We start from the raw sequence: 12,382 nt of genomic DNA, 5'->3' as shown, positions 1-12,382 counted from the left end.
GATCTGAGGCACCGAGCGGCTCGTCGTCAGATCAGAGTTGGGTGGCGGCAGCGAAGAGGCGCGTGGAGCGCGCGCCCGAACGGCAGAACGCCAGCACCGGCTTGGGCACTTCGTCGAGCAACGCACGCATCGCGGCGATCTCTTCCGGCGACTGGTAGCCGCCCTGCACCGGCAAGTGGTGATACACCAGTCCCGCAACTTCGGCCGCGGCGCGGATTTGCTCGCTGGTTGGCTGGTCAGGGCCGTGCTCGAAATCGGGCCGGTTGTTGATCACCGACTTGAAGCCGGCTTCCGCCAGTGCGGCCATCGCTTCCGGCATGAGTTGTGGCGCGACGCAGAAATCGGGCGTCAATTGTTGGACGGTCAGTTCCATCGCTAACTCCTGTCGTTGAACGGGGCGAGGCGGGCCCTCAGCCCGCCAGCGCGGCCTTGACCGCCGCCGAGACCAGACCCATGTCCGCCTTGCCCGCCAGCTTGCCCTTCACGGCGCCCATCACCTTGCCCATGTCGGCCGGACCCTTGGCGCCCAGCTCGGCCACGATGGCGGCGACTTCGGCCTTGATCTCAGCCTCGCTCAGGCGCTGCGGCAGATAGACCTCCAGCACCTTCAGCTCGGCGCTTTCCTTGTCGGCCAGATCCATGCGGCCGGCCGCCGTGAACTGGCTGATCGAGTCCTTGCGCTGCTTGATCAGCTTGTCGACGATGCCCACCAGCATCACGTCGTCCACCTCGACGCGCTCGTCCACTTCCTTCTGCTTCACCGCGGCCAGCAACAGGCGGATCGTGCCCAGACGTTCGCTGTCCTTGGCGCGCATCGCCGTCTTCATGTCTTCGGTGATCTGTTCCTTCAGGCTCATGAGGGCTCCTTGATTCGTGGTCTCGAGGGAGAGGGGGGAGAGGTGAGAGATGTCGTAATGTCGCGCAGAAACAGAAAAGCCCGCGGCAGCGTCCTGCGCGGGCTTTCTGTGCTGTTCCGGCGGTGGGGATCGTCAGTGGACGGGTCCCCGGTGCCGAAGCGGTCCGATCAGACGATCAGTACAGCTTCTTGGGCAGCTGCATGCTGCGCACGCGCTTGTAGTGACGCTTGACGGCCGCAGCCTTCTTGCGCTTGCGCTCGGCAGTCGGCTTCTCGTAGAACTCGCGGGCGCGCAGCTCGGTGAGCAGGCCCAGCTTTTCAATCGTGCGCTTGAAGCGGCGCAGGGCCACGTCGAACGGCTCGTTTTCTTTGACGCGAATGGTGGTCATGAAATTCCTTCAAATAGCGCTCGGTGTTCGCGAGGAAGGACTTGCCTTCGAAGCGGAGTATCCGGATTCCACTTCCGAATCGACGCGCAGGGTTTGCCAGCAAAACGCGGATTCTAGCCTTATTTTTGACCGTTCGCCATCCACCGCGATGCAAGCGCGTCGCGCGTGACACGACGCCTGATGTCGATCCCCTTGTCCCCTGTGAAGGCCCCACGCCCACCTTGAAAGGGGATGTGACATTTTCACGCCTTGTCCCTGTGGGAGCGCAAGCCCGCCTCTCTGCGCGAAGCGCATCGCTCTGCGTCCGAGCCGGGGCAAGCTAGGATGCCGCACCCCAAGTTTAGGGGGAGTGGCACCTCTGTGCTGCCGACGGCACTTGCCCCGGCGCCGGACGCCCATCTACATTCGATCCACCACCATTCGACCGCGAGGGGCCGCCCCCCTGGCCCGGCCCGACCCATGGAATTACAAGCCGCCGCGACACCCGCGCCTGCCAGTTTCGATGCCTGGCTGGAATCGTCGGGAACGCCCCAGACGCCCGTTGCGGCCGGCTTGCTCAGCCTGCTGGAGCCGACCGGCGCCTGCCTGACCGTGAAGTCGATGGCCACCGGACGTTATGTCTTCGCCAGCCCCGGCATGAGCGAACTCTTCGGTCGCGTGGAGGCCGGCATCGTCGGCGCCGCCGACGCCGAGCTGATGCGCGGCGACGAAGTGCAGGCGATGCGCCGTTCCGAACAGGCCACGCTGGCGCAGCGCGGCGTGGTGAGTTCCGAACACCGCCTGGAGATCGGCGGCCGCCGTCGCGAGTTCATGGTCATGCGTGTGCCGCTCGGCGCGGAACACGTGATGGCGCTGTGGAGCGACAAGACCGAGGCGCGCCATCGCGAGACGCACCTGCAGCGCGCGCTGCAGCAGCTCGAGCAGCAGCAGAAGTCGCTGGAGCAGATGCGCCGCGAGCTGCAGCAGGGCAGCGGCCGCGACGAGGTCTCCGGCCTCTACATGCGGGCGCAGTTCGACGATCAGCTGCTGCGGGAGATCGATCTCTCGACCCGCGAGCACCGCGAGTTCACGCTGGTGCTGATCGCGCTGGATCCGGTGTCGCCGGAGGCCGGCCTGGGCGAGGAGGCCCGTCAGCGGCTGCTGGAAGGCCTGGGGCGCATGCTGCGCGCCAACACCCGCGCGATGGACGCGGCCTGCCGCATCGGCGACGACCTCTTCGCCGTGCTGCTGTCGGGCGTCGGACTGGCGACCGCGCATGCGCGGATGGAGCAACTGCGCCGCCAATGCCACTCGCAGATCGTCGTGCTGCACGGGCAGGACATCGGCCTGTCGCTGTCGATGGGCGTGGCGAGCTTCCCGCACACCGCTTCCCGCCAGGAAGAACTGCTGGGCGCCGCCGAGATGGCGGTCAAGGAAGCGCAGCGCCGCGGCGGCAACCAGGTCGTGCTGGCGTCGATCCCGTTCGGGATGGGCGGCTGAGGCCGCTGCGGAACGCCGCGTCGCGCTCGCCGGTCAGGCGAGCACCTTCTGAAGATGACGCCACTCCGCCGGCGTCACGGGCGTGATCGACAGCCGGTTGCCCGGCTGCAGCGTTCGCATGTCCGCGAGCGCCGGATCTCGCTTCATTTCTGCCAGGCTCAGCAGGCGCGTCTTGCGCACGAAGCGCACATCGACGTGCTGCCAACGCGGCTCTTCGCGCTTGGACTTCGGATCGAAGTAGTGGCTGGCCGGATCGAACTGGGTCTCGTCCGGATATGCCGTGCTGCTGACTTCGGCGAAACCGGCAATGCCCGGCTCCGGGCAGGACGAGTGATAGAACAGCACGCCGTCGCCGACGCGCATCTGGTCGCGCATGAAATTGCGGGCCTGGTAGTTGCGCACGCCCGTCCACGGCAGTTCGCCGGCGGCCTGCAGATGATCGATCGAGGCCTCGTCCGGTTCGGACTTCATCAGCCAGTACTGCGGGGACACGTTCGCTGCGGTGTTCAAGGCGGGATCCTCAGGACGATGGCGGAAGACGGCGGACCATGATCGGCCATGAAAAAACCGCGCGTGACGTGGATCAGGCGCGGTTTCGGGAAGAGGTGTCCACGGCGAACCGTGAGCCGCATTCCTGAACCCTAGGGGTACAGGTGGGCGAGGTCAGCAGGGCTTCGGGTTCATCTGACGCGAGACGCTCACACCAGCTCTGCAATGTTCCAAGCCCTTGCTCGCGAAAGCATCGGTTCAAGGAAATATAAAACTCACGCGAACGCAGTGGACAGGGTGGATTCTACGCGCCGCGATCCCGCGTTCACAGCAGTTGCCCGTCTTGGACAAGGGCTTCATCGAGCCGCTTCATCAGCGTTTCAAGATCGGGTATGGCGCCATCGGCGCTGACGCCGCGAACGTCACCGGTCGTTGCATCGGTTGCATCGCTTGCGGTCGCGGCGTTCGCCGTCGATTCGGTGAGCGAATAAGCGAGGTTCAAGGCCGCCAGCACGGCGATGCGCTCACGCGCCTTGACGCGGCCGGCGTCGCGGATGGCGCACATTTCCTTGTCGACGCGGCCCACCGCCTTCTGCAGCGCGGCTTCGCCGCCTTCGGGGCAGCCGAGCAGGTAGCTCTGGCCCATGATCGTGACTTCCATTTGCTTCATGCGCCCGTCTTTCGAGAATCAGAGGTGTCAGTGCCGTCGCCGCTCTCCAGGAGATCGACCGCTTCCAGCGGCAGGCGGTCCAGCAGGGCGTCGACACGCGCGCGTGCTGCGGCCAGTCTGGAGCGCAGGCTGTCGCGTTCCAGCGAAAGCGCCTGGACCTGTTGCTCGAGCAGGTCGTTCGTGCGTTTGAGTTCCTCGTGACGCACCAGCAGGCGCTCGACGCGGTCGACTAGGTCGTTGATGCTGGACATGGCTTCCCTGACGGATGAACGCGCAGATTGTAGGGGCGGGGGTTCGCTCAACGCGCCGCGGCCAGGGGCGCGCTGTCACATTGCGCGACGACGGCGCAACGCTCGCACAGCGGTCGGCGCGCCTGGCAGACGTAGCGCCCGTGGAGGATCAGCCAATGGTGCGCGTCCACCAGGAATTCCTCCGGCACGCGTTCAAGCAGTTGCTGTTCGACCTCCAGGACGTTCTTTCCTGGCGCCAGGCCCGTGCGGTTGCCGACGCGGAAGATGTGCGTGTCAACGGCCATCGTCGCTTCGCCGAAGGCGACGTTGAGTACCACGTTCGCCGTCTTGCGGCCGACGCCGGGCAGGGATTCGAGCGCCTCGCGGCTCTGCGGCACGGCGCCGCCGTACTGCTCGACCAGGATCCGGCAGGTCGCGTACAGGTTCTTCGCCTTGGTCTTGTAGAGCCCGATCGTCTTGATGTAGTCGGCGAGCCGCTCCTCGCCGAGGTCGAGGATCTTCTGCGGCGTGTTGGCCACGACGAACAGCCGCCTCGTCGCCTTGTTGACGCCGACGTCGGTGGCCTGCGCGGACAGCAGCACCGCGGCGAGCAGTTCGAAGACGCTGGCGTATTCCAGCTCGGTCTGCGGCGATGGATTGGCGCGGCGGAGGATCTCGAAGAATTCGCGGACTTGGGTCTGATTCATGGCGAGCGGCAGGGGCTGGCAATGGCTGGCGATCGGGAGGCGATCGGGAGGCGATCGAAGGTGACAGGCGACCGGTGCTCAGGCGCCCCGCTTGGCGCGGGCCCGCGCGAGTGCGGCCTCGATGACGGCGCGCTTGCGGTCGATCTGCGCGGCGTCGGTGAGCCGTGTTTCCTCTTCGAGGTGGTCGAGCTTGTGCTGCGCCTTGGCCTCCAGGCGCGTGTCATGTTCGCGCAGGTCGCGCGCGACGCGGATCTCATGCCAGCGGTAGCGCTCACGGGCGCGTTCGGCCTGCGGTGCGCTCCACGCGGCCCAGCCGCTCTTCCCAGGCGTGACGTCGGCCAGCGAAATGCAGTCGACCGGGCACGCCGGGATGCAGAGTTCGCAACCGGTGCAGTCGGCGTCGATGACGACGTGCATCTGCTTGTTGGTGCCGACTATCGCGTCGACGGGGCAGGCCTTGATGCACAGCGTGCAACCGATGCACCAGCCTTCGTCGATGACGGCAAGCCGGCGGGGGCCCTCGATGCCGTGCTCCGGATTGAGCGGCAGGGCTTCGCGGGCGGTCAGCGCGGCCAGGCGGGCGATGCCCTCCGAACCGCCGGGCGGGCACTGGTTGATCGCCGCTTCTCCGCGCGCGATCGCATGGGCGTACGAGTGGCAGTCCGGATAGCCGCAGCGCGTGCATTGCGTCTGCGGCAGGGCCAGGTTCAGGCGTTCGACGAGATCGTCGAACGGAGCGGAGGTCGGTTCAGCGGCGGCGGAAGCGGCGGGGTTCACTCGGTCGGCTTGCGCGACCGGCGGGCCGCAGCCGGTCGGGCGGCGGCACGTTTGGCCGCGGCGGGCTTGTGCAACGGGGCCGCATCGTACTTCGCAATGAAGTCGCGGATCACCGGATAGACTTTCTCGCGCCAGCGGCGGCCCGAGAAGATGCCGTAGTGACCGGCGCCGACCGCGTCGTAGTGAGCCTGATCCTTCGAGGCGATGCCGCTGCACAGCTCGTGCGCGGCCTTGGTCTGGCCGGCGCCGGAGATGTCGTCCAGCTCGCCCTCGACCGTCAGCAGCGCCGTCTGGCTGATGTCCTGCGGGCGCACCAGGTCGCCGCCGACTTCCCAGGTCCCGTTCACCAGCGCGAAGTCCTGGAACACCGTCTTGATGGTGTCCAGGTAGTACTCCGCCGGCATGTCCAGCACGGCGTTGTACTCGTCATAGAAGCGGCGGTGCGATTCGGCGCTGTCGTCGTCGCCGCGGACCAGATCGAGGAAGTAGTCGTAGTGCGAGCTCAGGTGGCGGTCCGGGTTCATCGCCACGAAGCCGGTGTGCTGCAGGAACCCCGGATAGACCGCCCGGCCCGCGCCCGGGAAGTGGGTGGGCACGCGGTGGATCACGTTGTTCTCGAACCAGGCGTAGCTCTTGTTCATCGCCAGGTTGTTGACCGCCGTGGGACTGCGACGCGCGTCGATGGGCCCGCCCATCATCGTCATCGAGCGCGGCGTGGTCTCGCCCTTGGTGGCCATCAGCGAGATCGCGGCCAGCACCGGCACCGTGGGCTGGCAGACCGAGATCACATGGCAGTCCTCGCCGACGTGCCGGATGAAGTCCTGGACGGAGTAGATGTAGTCGTCGAGGTGGAAGGCGCCGGCTTCCATCGGCACCATGCGGGCGTCGGTCCAGTCGGTGATGAAGACCTTGTGGTCCTTCAGCAGCTGCTTGACGGTGTCGCGCAGCAGCGTGCTGTGGTGGCCCGACAGCGGCGCCACGACCAGCACGGTCGGCTGCGCCTTCATCTTGGCGAGCACCGCGGGGTCGTCGGTGTAGCGCTTGAAGCGCAGCAGGCGGCAGAACGGCTGCTCCAGCGCGACCAGTTCCTGCACTGCGACGTCGACGCCGTCGACCTCGACGCTGTTGATCTCGAACTGCGGCTTCTCGTATTCCTTCGCCAGCCGGTGCATCAGGTCCATGCCGGCGGACAGCCGGTGCGACAGCGGCGTATGGGCGAAGGGCGACAGCGGGTGGCTGTACAGCTTGGCCGTGGCGCTGGCGAATTCGGAGAACGGGCTCAGCAGCGCGCGTTGGGTTTCATAAAGCTGGTAGAGCATCTGGCGAACCTCTCGAGGGGGAGTGAGGCGAAGGCTGGCACCCGTTGTGCAATGCAGCAATTCTAGTGCCCGGCCATTTGCAGTGTGTGTCGCCAGCGTTCCTTGCAAGGCAGAAAGAGGGGCTTGGAACGAAGGCATTTCGCCATAAATGCGCAGGGCCGGCCCGCTTTCGGCGGGTCCGGCCCTGTGTTCGATGGCCGATCGTGCGATCAGCGCATCGAAGTGTGGTGCTGGAAGCGCGGATCTGAGGGGGATCGGCGCTCAGCCCTCTCAGCCCTCTCAGCCCTTCTTCACGGCGGCGATCGCGGCGGCGACGGGTTTCAGGTTCTTGCTGTTCAGGGCGGCGACACAGATCCGGCCCGAGTCGACGCCATAGACGCCGAACTCCGAGCGCAGGCGCTGCATCTGTTCCGCGGACAGGCCGCTGTAGCTGAACATGCCCTTCTGGCGGGTCACGTAGCTCAGGTCGTCGGTGATGCCGGCGGCCTTGAGTTCGGTGACCAGCGCTTCACGCATCTGCTTGATGCGCACGCGCATGCCGGCCAGTTCCTCTTCCCACTGGGCGCGCAGCGCCGGGGTCGACAGCACCGTGGCCACGACCTGGGCGCCGTGCGTCGGCGGGTTGGAGTAGTTGGTCCGGATGACGATCTTGAGCTGGCTCAGGACCTTGACCGTTTCTTCCGCGGAGGCGCAGACCACGCTCAGCGCGCCGACGCGCTCGCCGTAGAGCGAGAAGCTCTTGGAGAAGCTGGTCGACACGAAGAAGTCCAGGCCGGCGTTCAGGAACTGCTGGATCACGGCGCCGTCCTCGGCGATGCCTTCGCCGAAGCCCTGGTAGGCCATGTCGAGGAAGGCGACGAGGTGCTTGGCCTTGACCGTCTCGACCACCTGCGCCCATTGCGCGGGCGTCAGGTCGTAGCCGGTCGGGTTGTGGCAGCAGGCGTGCAGCACGACGACCGTGCCGGCCGGCGCGGCGTCGAGCGCCGACAGCATGCCGTCGAAGTTGATGCCCCGGTTGGCGGCGTCGTAGTAGGGGTAGGTCTCGACCGGGAAGCCGGCGTTGGTGAACAGCGCGCGGTGGTTTTCCCAGGACGGGTCGGAGATCAGCACCGTGGCGCCCGGGTTCAGGCGCTTGAGGAAGTCCGCGCCGATCTTCAGGCCGCCGGTGCCGCCGATGGCCTGCACGGTCGCCACGCGCTTGCTCTTGAGCACGTCGCTGTCGGCGCCGAAGACCAGGCCCTGGACCGCGAGGTCGTAGGCGGCGATGCCGTCGATGGGCAGATAACCGCGCGGCTTGGGGGCCGCCTGCATCTGCGCTTCCGCGGCGGCCACGCAGGCCAGCAGCGGCAGCTTGCCGTTGTCGTCGTAATAGACGCCGACGCCCAGGTTGACCTTATCGGGATTCGGGTCGGCGTTGAATTGCTCGTTCAGACCCAGGATGGGGTCGCGAGGGGCCATGGCGACGGCGGCGAACAAGGACATGGAGGCTTTCCTGACAAACGGTGGTGAGGACTGCGCTACGCTGTCGCGTCCTGACGCCCGAGGCGCCTCCTGAGCGTCCAGCGAAGCCCGCCGATTGTAGGCAGGGAACATGCGTTGCCCCTGGGAAACCCTGATGAGCCGATCCACCGCCGCCAAGCCTGAAACCTCCGTCGCCAAGGGGGAGAAACCTGCCCCGCCACAGGTGGACAACGCCGGCGCGCGCGAACCGCCGAAGGGCGAATTCGTCTCTTTCGAAGGCTCTCCTTTCCAGCTCTTCCAGCCGTACCCGCCCGCAGGCGACCAGCCGACCGCGATCCAGGGGCTGGTGGACGGTGTCAACGACGGCGAGAGCTTCCAGACGCTGCTGGGCGTGACGGGCTCGGGCAAGACCTTCACGATGGCCAACACGATCGCCCGCCTGGGACGCCCGGCGATCGTCTTCGCGCCCAACAAGACGCTGGCGGCGCAGCTGTACAGCGAGTTCCGCGAGTTCTTCCCGAAGAACGCCGTCGAGTACTTCGTCAGCTACTACGACTACTACCAGCCCGAGGCCTACGTGCCGCAGCGCGACCTGTTCATCGAGAAGGACAGCGCGATCAACGAGCAGATCGAGCAGCTGAGACTGTCCTGCACGAAGAGCCTGCTGGAGCGGCGCGACGTGGTGATCGTGGCATCGGTGTCGGCGATCTACGGCATCGGCAACCCCAGCGACTACCACCAGATGGTGATGACGCTGCGGGTGGGCGACAAGGTCGGCCAGCGCGACGTGATCCAGCAGCTGGCGCGCATGCAGTACACGCGCAACGAGATGGAATTCACCCGCGGCCACTTCCGCGTGCGCGGCGACACGATCGACGTGTTCCCGGCCGAGCACTCGGAGCTGGCGCTGCGGATCGAGCTCTTCGACGACGAGGTCGACGGCCTGGTGCTCTTCGATCCGCTGACCGGCCAGATCCGGCAGAAGATCCCGCGCTTCACCGTCTATCCGTCGAGCCATTACGTGACCCCGCGCGACCGCGTGGTCGCGGCGATCGAGACGATCAAGGAGGAGCTGCGCGAGCGCGTCGCCTTCTTCATCAAGGAGGGCAAGCTCGTCGAGGCCCAGCGGCTGGAGCAGCGCACGCGCTTCGACCTGGAGATGCTCCAGGAGGTCGGCCACTGCAAAGGCATCGAGAACTACACGCGCCACCTGTCGCAGGCCGCGCCGGGCGATCCGCCGCCGACGCTGGTGGACTACCTGCCACCCGACGCGCTGATGTTCCTGGACGAGAGCCACGTGCTGATCGGCCAGTTCGGCGGCATGTACAACGGCGACCGGGCGCGCAAGAGCACGCTGGTCGAGTACGGCTTCAGATTGCCGTCGGCGATGGACAACCGGCCGCTGAAGTTCGAGGAGTACGAGCGCAAGATGCGCCAGGCCATCTTCGTCAGCGCGACGCCGGGCGACTATGAGAAGCGCCAGGCCGGCAACGTGGTCGAGCAGCTGGTGAGACCGACGGGACTGGTGGATCCGATTGTCGAGGTGAGACCGGCGGTGCATCAGGTCGACGACGTGCTGCAGGAGATCCGCGACCGCGTCGAGATCCACGAGCGCGTGCTGATCACCACGCTGACGAAGCGCATGGCCGAACAGCTGACCGAGTACCTCAGCGACAACGGCGTGAAGGTGCGTTACCTGCACTCGGACATCGACACCGTCGAGCGTGTGGAAATCCTGCGCGACCTGCGGCTGGGGACCTTCGACGTGCTGGTGGGCATCAACCTGCTGCGCGAGGGCCTGGACATTCCCGAGGTGTCGCTGGTGGCGATCCTGGATGCGGACAAGGAAGGGTTCCTCCGCGCGGAACGCAGCCTGATCCAGACCATCGGACGGGCCGCGCGGAACGTGAACGGCAAGGCGATCCTGTATGCGGACCGCATGACCGAGTCCATGAAGAAGGCCATCGGCGAAACCGAGCGGAGGCGTGCCAAGCAGATCGAGTTCAACGAGGCCAACGGCATCACGCCGCGCGGCGTGGTCAAGCGCATCCGCGACCTGATCGACGGCGTCTACAGCGACAAGCCGGGGCGCGACGACGCCAAGGTGATCCACGACGCGGCCGAGGTGGAGGCGCTCAGCGAGAAGGACCTGAGCAAGCGCATCACCCAGCTGGAGAAGCAGATGCTGGAACACGCGCGCAACCTCGAGTTCGAGAAGGCCGCGCGGCTGCGCGACCAGCTGTCCCAGCTCAAGGAGCAGGCCTTCGGCGCGTCCGTGCACGACAACGTCGTGCCGATCACGGCCGGCAAGGGGAAGTAAGGCTAGTCCTCGACCACGCGGAAGAAGTGCGTCCCGTCTCGGTCGAGCTGGGCCACCAGTCCGAACTCCCAGTCGAGGTAGGCCTGCATGGCGTCGCGCGCGTGGTTCGTGCCCTCGTAAGGGCGGCGATAACGGTCGTCGCGCGGGAAAGCCAGACGCGGATTGGCGGATTCGATCGGCAGGCCCGCGTCGTACCAGGCGGTCGTGCCGCCTTCGAGTACCAGCAGCTCACGTCCTTCTGAAGCCAGTTCGGCCGCCAGGTCCGCCGCGACGAAACGAGGCAGCACGCCCAGGTTGCCGGTGAGCACGACGCGACGCGCGTGGGGGATCACGTTCCTCAACGCGTCGGTGAGTCGGGCCCGCGGGCTCCACCAGGCACCGGGGATGTGCCGGACGATGTAGGTGATGCTCGGCGCCACGTCGACGACGACAGTGTCGGGATGCTCGCGGTCCGCCTCTTCGGTACGCCAGCCGGCAAGCTCGGCGGGCGTGATGGTCGCGACTGCCGGCGAGAGCGGTTGTGGCGGCAGATCGGGACCCGTTTCGGTGTGGGTGGCGTCGTCGGGGGGCAGCACGGCGACTTCCCAGCCCATCTGCGCGAGCCAGGCCGCCGCCATCGGCGCGCGAATGCCGTCGTCGTCGGCCAGCACGACGCGCGCGCCGCGCACCGGGACGTGGTGGTCGGTTTCCTGGACGAGCTGTCCGCCCGGCGCATTGCGGAATCCGGGTCGATGGCCGCGACCGTATTCAGCGGCGCTGCGGACGTCGAAACGATAGGTCGACCGCCGCGTATCGGCCAGCCATTCCGCGAGGACCGAAGCATCGATGGCCTGGACGTGCGCACGGCGGGCGAGGGCGGCCGCGCCCTCCCGCGCAGCGGTCAGGTCGCCTACCGCGACGTCCTCATGGGAGCGGCCCTGACCCTGGGCCAGCGTGAGTCCGGCGAGCGTCCATCCGATCGTCCCGTTGCGCAGTGCCGCGACGGGATTCGGGAGGCCGGCGTCGATCAGCGATTGAGCGCCGATCAGGCTGCGGGTGCGGCCGGCGCAGTGGACGACGATGGTCGTCGACGGATCCGGCGCGAGGTCGCGCGCGCGGCGGACGAGCTCGCCGCCCGGCGTGCTGATCGAGCCGGGCAGGCTCATCGTGCGGTACTCGTCGAAGCGCCGGGCGTCGAGCAGGACGAGATCGTCCCGGCGCGCGAGACGCTCCTGGACTTCTTCCGCCGGCAATGAGGGCGTGTGGCGGCGCGCCTCGACGAGCTCGCCGAAGGCCTTGCTCGGGACATTGACATCGCGGAAGAGCTCCAGGCCGTCGTCGCGCCAGGCACCCAGACCGCCGGCGAGCAGGGCGACATCGGTGTAGCCGAGCGACTGCAGCTTCCGCGCCGACGGCACCGCGACGCCTTCACCGTCGTCATAGACCACGATGGGCACGTTGCGCCGGGGCAGTCGCCCCCAGGCGTCGAGTTCCAGCCGGGAGGCCGCTAGATTGGCGGCCCACAGCGGATGGGCTTCGGCATAGGCGGCTTCCTCGCGGACATCGAGCAGCGCGATCTCCACGCGCGCCAGCAGCGCGGCGCGGACGTCGGCGGGCGTGCGGGTTGGCAGCGGCGCGGGATGCTTCGGGGTCGGCGGGCGGGACAGCCCTGGGGCGGCTCCGGTGTCGGAGTTCAGGACGGACAT

General features: G+C 67.2%; 14 protein-coding genes and 1 other RNA gene. 3 read left to right on the top strand and 12 right to left on the bottom strand.

Translation table 11 applies throughout. The features are described 5' to 3' along the window. Positions 1-31: 31 nt before the first annotated feature. The 3 genes from PV762_RS22390 to rpsU form a co-directional block, all read right to left on the bottom strand. On the bottom strand, positions 32-373 hold the full coding sequence (locus PV762_RS22390) for a TIGR01244 family sulfur transferase (protein ID WP_421037181.1): 342 nt from the start codon (positions 371-373) through the stop codon (positions 32-34). Between the two features lie 37 nt (positions 374-410). Next, positions 411-857, bottom strand: a complete 447-nt coding sequence (locus PV762_RS22385) for a GatB/YqeY domain-containing protein (protein WP_421037180.1) — start codon at positions 855-857, stop codon at positions 411-413. Between the two features lie 175 nt (positions 858-1,032). Next, on the bottom strand, positions 1,033-1,245 hold the full coding sequence (rpsU, locus tag PV762_RS22380; RefSeq protein WP_012346814.1) for a 30S ribosomal protein S21: 213 nt from the start codon (positions 1,243-1,245) through the stop codon (positions 1,033-1,035). Between rpsU and PV762_RS22375 the strand changes: the two genes are divergently transcribed. Both PV762_RS22375 and PV762_RS22370 read left to right on the top strand, forming a co-directional pair. Then, complete coding sequence (locus PV762_RS22375; RefSeq protein ID WP_421037179.1) at positions 1,244-1,414, top strand: hypothetical protein; 171 nt, start codon at positions 1,244-1,246, stop codon at positions 1,412-1,414. The two genes, rpsU and PV762_RS22375, sit on opposite strands and share 2 nt — an antisense overlap. A gap of 290 nt (positions 1,415-1,704) precedes the next feature. Then, positions 1,705-2,724: a GGDEF domain-containing protein gene (locus tag PV762_RS22370; protein ID WP_421037178.1), complete on the top strand. Its 1,020-nt coding sequence runs from the start codon at positions 1,705-1,707 to the stop codon at positions 2,722-2,724. Between the two features lie 33 nt (positions 2,725-2,757). Here the strand turns inward: PV762_RS22370 and PV762_RS22365 are convergent, their stop codons facing one another. From PV762_RS22365 to PV762_RS22330, 8 genes are all read right to left on the bottom strand, one after another. Then, the gene (locus tag PV762_RS22365; protein ID WP_421037289.1) at positions 2,758-3,195 is read right to left on the bottom strand and encodes an EVE domain-containing protein; all 438 of its coding nucleotides are present in this window, start codon (positions 3,193-3,195) and stop codon (positions 2,758-2,760) included. A 134-nt stretch (positions 3,196-3,329) separates the two neighbouring features. Then, a non-coding RNA gene (gene ssrS / locus PV762_RS22360) (6S RNA) lies at positions 3,330-3,508 on the bottom strand. A 30-nt stretch (positions 3,509-3,538) separates the two neighbouring features. Then, the gene (locus PV762_RS22355; protein ID WP_421037177.1) at positions 3,539-3,883 is read right to left on the bottom strand and encodes a cell division protein ZapA; all 345 of its coding nucleotides are present in this window, start codon (positions 3,881-3,883) and stop codon (positions 3,539-3,541) included. Then, complete coding sequence (gene zapB / locus PV762_RS22350; RefSeq protein WP_088407473.1) at positions 3,880-4,134, bottom strand: cell division protein ZapB; 255 nt, start codon at positions 4,132-4,134, stop codon at positions 3,880-3,882. The genes PV762_RS22355 and zapB overlap by 4 nt, the downstream gene beginning before the upstream one ends. A 47-nt stretch (positions 4,135-4,181) precedes the next feature. Further along, the gene (nth, locus tag PV762_RS22345) at positions 4,182-4,820 is read right to left on the bottom strand and encodes an endonuclease III (RefSeq protein ID WP_421037176.1); all 639 of its coding nucleotides are present in this window, start codon (positions 4,818-4,820) and stop codon (positions 4,182-4,184) included. Positions 4,821-4,898: 78 nt separating this feature from the next. Continuing rightward, positions 4,899-5,597 (bottom strand): electron transport complex subunit RsxB, encoded by a 699-nt coding sequence (gene rsxB, locus PV762_RS22340; RefSeq protein WP_421037175.1) that lies wholly within the window; start codon positions 5,595-5,597, stop codon positions 4,899-4,901. Continuing rightward, positions 5,594-6,916 carry a polyhydroxyalkanoate depolymerase gene (locus PV762_RS22335; protein ID WP_421037174.1) on the bottom strand — a complete coding sequence of 441 codons (1,323 nt, stop codon included), beginning with the start codon at positions 6,914-6,916 and terminating at the stop codon, positions 5,594-5,596. Before PV762_RS22335 ends, rsxB begins: the two co-directional genes overlap by 4 nt. A gap of 279 nt (positions 6,917-7,195) precedes the next feature. Next, complete coding sequence (locus tag PV762_RS22330) at positions 7,196-8,398, bottom strand: amino acid aminotransferase (RefSeq protein WP_421037173.1); 1,203 nt, start codon at positions 8,396-8,398, stop codon at positions 7,196-7,198. 133 nt (positions 8,399-8,531) lie between these two features. Here PV762_RS22330 and uvrB point away from each other — a divergent pair, with 133 nt between their 5' ends. Then, the gene (gene uvrB / locus PV762_RS22325) at positions 8,532-10,697 is read left to right on the top strand and encodes an excinuclease ABC subunit UvrB (RefSeq protein ID WP_421037172.1); all 2,166 of its coding nucleotides are present in this window, start codon (positions 8,532-8,534) and stop codon (positions 10,695-10,697) included. 2 nt (positions 10,698-10,699) lie between these two features. On the opposite strand, the gene PV762_RS22320 is transcribed toward uvrB, so the two are convergent. Continuing rightward, on the bottom strand, positions 10,700-12,382 hold the full coding sequence (locus tag PV762_RS22320; protein WP_421037171.1) for a rhodanese-like domain-containing protein: 1,683 nt from the start codon (positions 12,380-12,382) through the stop codon (positions 10,700-10,702).

Origin of the sequence: Mitsuaria sp. CC2, from assembly GCF_048957715.1 — a bacterium.
Classification (GTDB): Bacteria; Pseudomonadota; Gammaproteobacteria; order Burkholderiales; family Burkholderiaceae_C; genus Roseateles.
The sequence above is the reverse complement of the archived record's forward strand: the minus strand, read 5'-3'. Positions and strand labels throughout refer to the sequence as shown.

Excerpts from the sequence above, each read along its gene's own strand:
- uvrB (WP_421037172.1), top strand. The coding sequence starts at position 8,532 with ATGAGCCGATCCACCGCCGCCAAGCCTGAAACCTCCGTCGCCAAGGGG.
- PV762_RS22355 (WP_421037177.1), bottom strand. The coding sequence starts at position 3,883 with ATGAAGCAAATGGAAGTCACGATCATGGGCCAGAGCTACCTGCTCGGC.
- PV762_RS22370 (WP_421037178.1), top strand. The coding sequence starts at position 1,705 with ATGGAATTACAAGCCGCCGCGACACCCGCGCCTGCCAGTTTCGATGCC.
- PV762_RS22330 (WP_421037173.1), bottom strand. The coding sequence starts at position 8,398 with ATGTCCTTGTTCGCCGCCGTCGCCATGGCCCCTCGCGACCCCATCCTG.
- PV762_RS22365 (WP_421037289.1), bottom strand. The coding sequence starts at position 3,195 with ATGAAGTCCGAACCGGACGAGGCCTCGATCGATCATCTGCAGGCCGCC.
- nth (WP_421037176.1), bottom strand. The coding sequence starts at position 4,820 with ATGAATCAGACCCAAGTCCGCGAATTCTTCGAGATCCTCCGCCGCGCC.
- zapB (WP_088407473.1), bottom strand. The coding sequence starts at position 4,134 with ATGTCCAGCATCAACGACCTAGTCGACCGCGTCGAGCGCCTGCTGGTG.
- PV762_RS22375 (WP_421037179.1), top strand. The coding sequence starts at position 1,244 with ATGAAATTCCTTCAAATAGCGCTCGGTGTTCGCGAGGAAGGACTTGCC.
- PV762_RS22335 (WP_421037174.1), bottom strand. The coding sequence starts at position 6,916 with ATGCTCTACCAGCTTTATGAAACCCAACGCGCGCTGCTGAGCCCGTTC.
- rpsU (WP_012346814.1), bottom strand. The coding sequence starts at position 1,245 with ATGACCACCATTCGCGTCAAAGAAAACGAGCCGTTCGACGTGGCCCTG.
- PV762_RS22320 (WP_421037171.1), bottom strand. The coding sequence starts at position 12,382 with ATGTCCGTCCTGAACTCCGACACCGGAGCCGCCCCAGGGCTGTCCCGC.
- PV762_RS22385 (WP_421037180.1), bottom strand. The coding sequence starts at position 857 with ATGAGCCTGAAGGAACAGATCACCGAAGACATGAAGACGGCGATGCGC.
- PV762_RS22390 (WP_421037181.1), bottom strand. The coding sequence starts at position 373 with ATGGAACTGACCGTCCAACAATTGACGCCCGATTTCTGCGTCGCGCCA.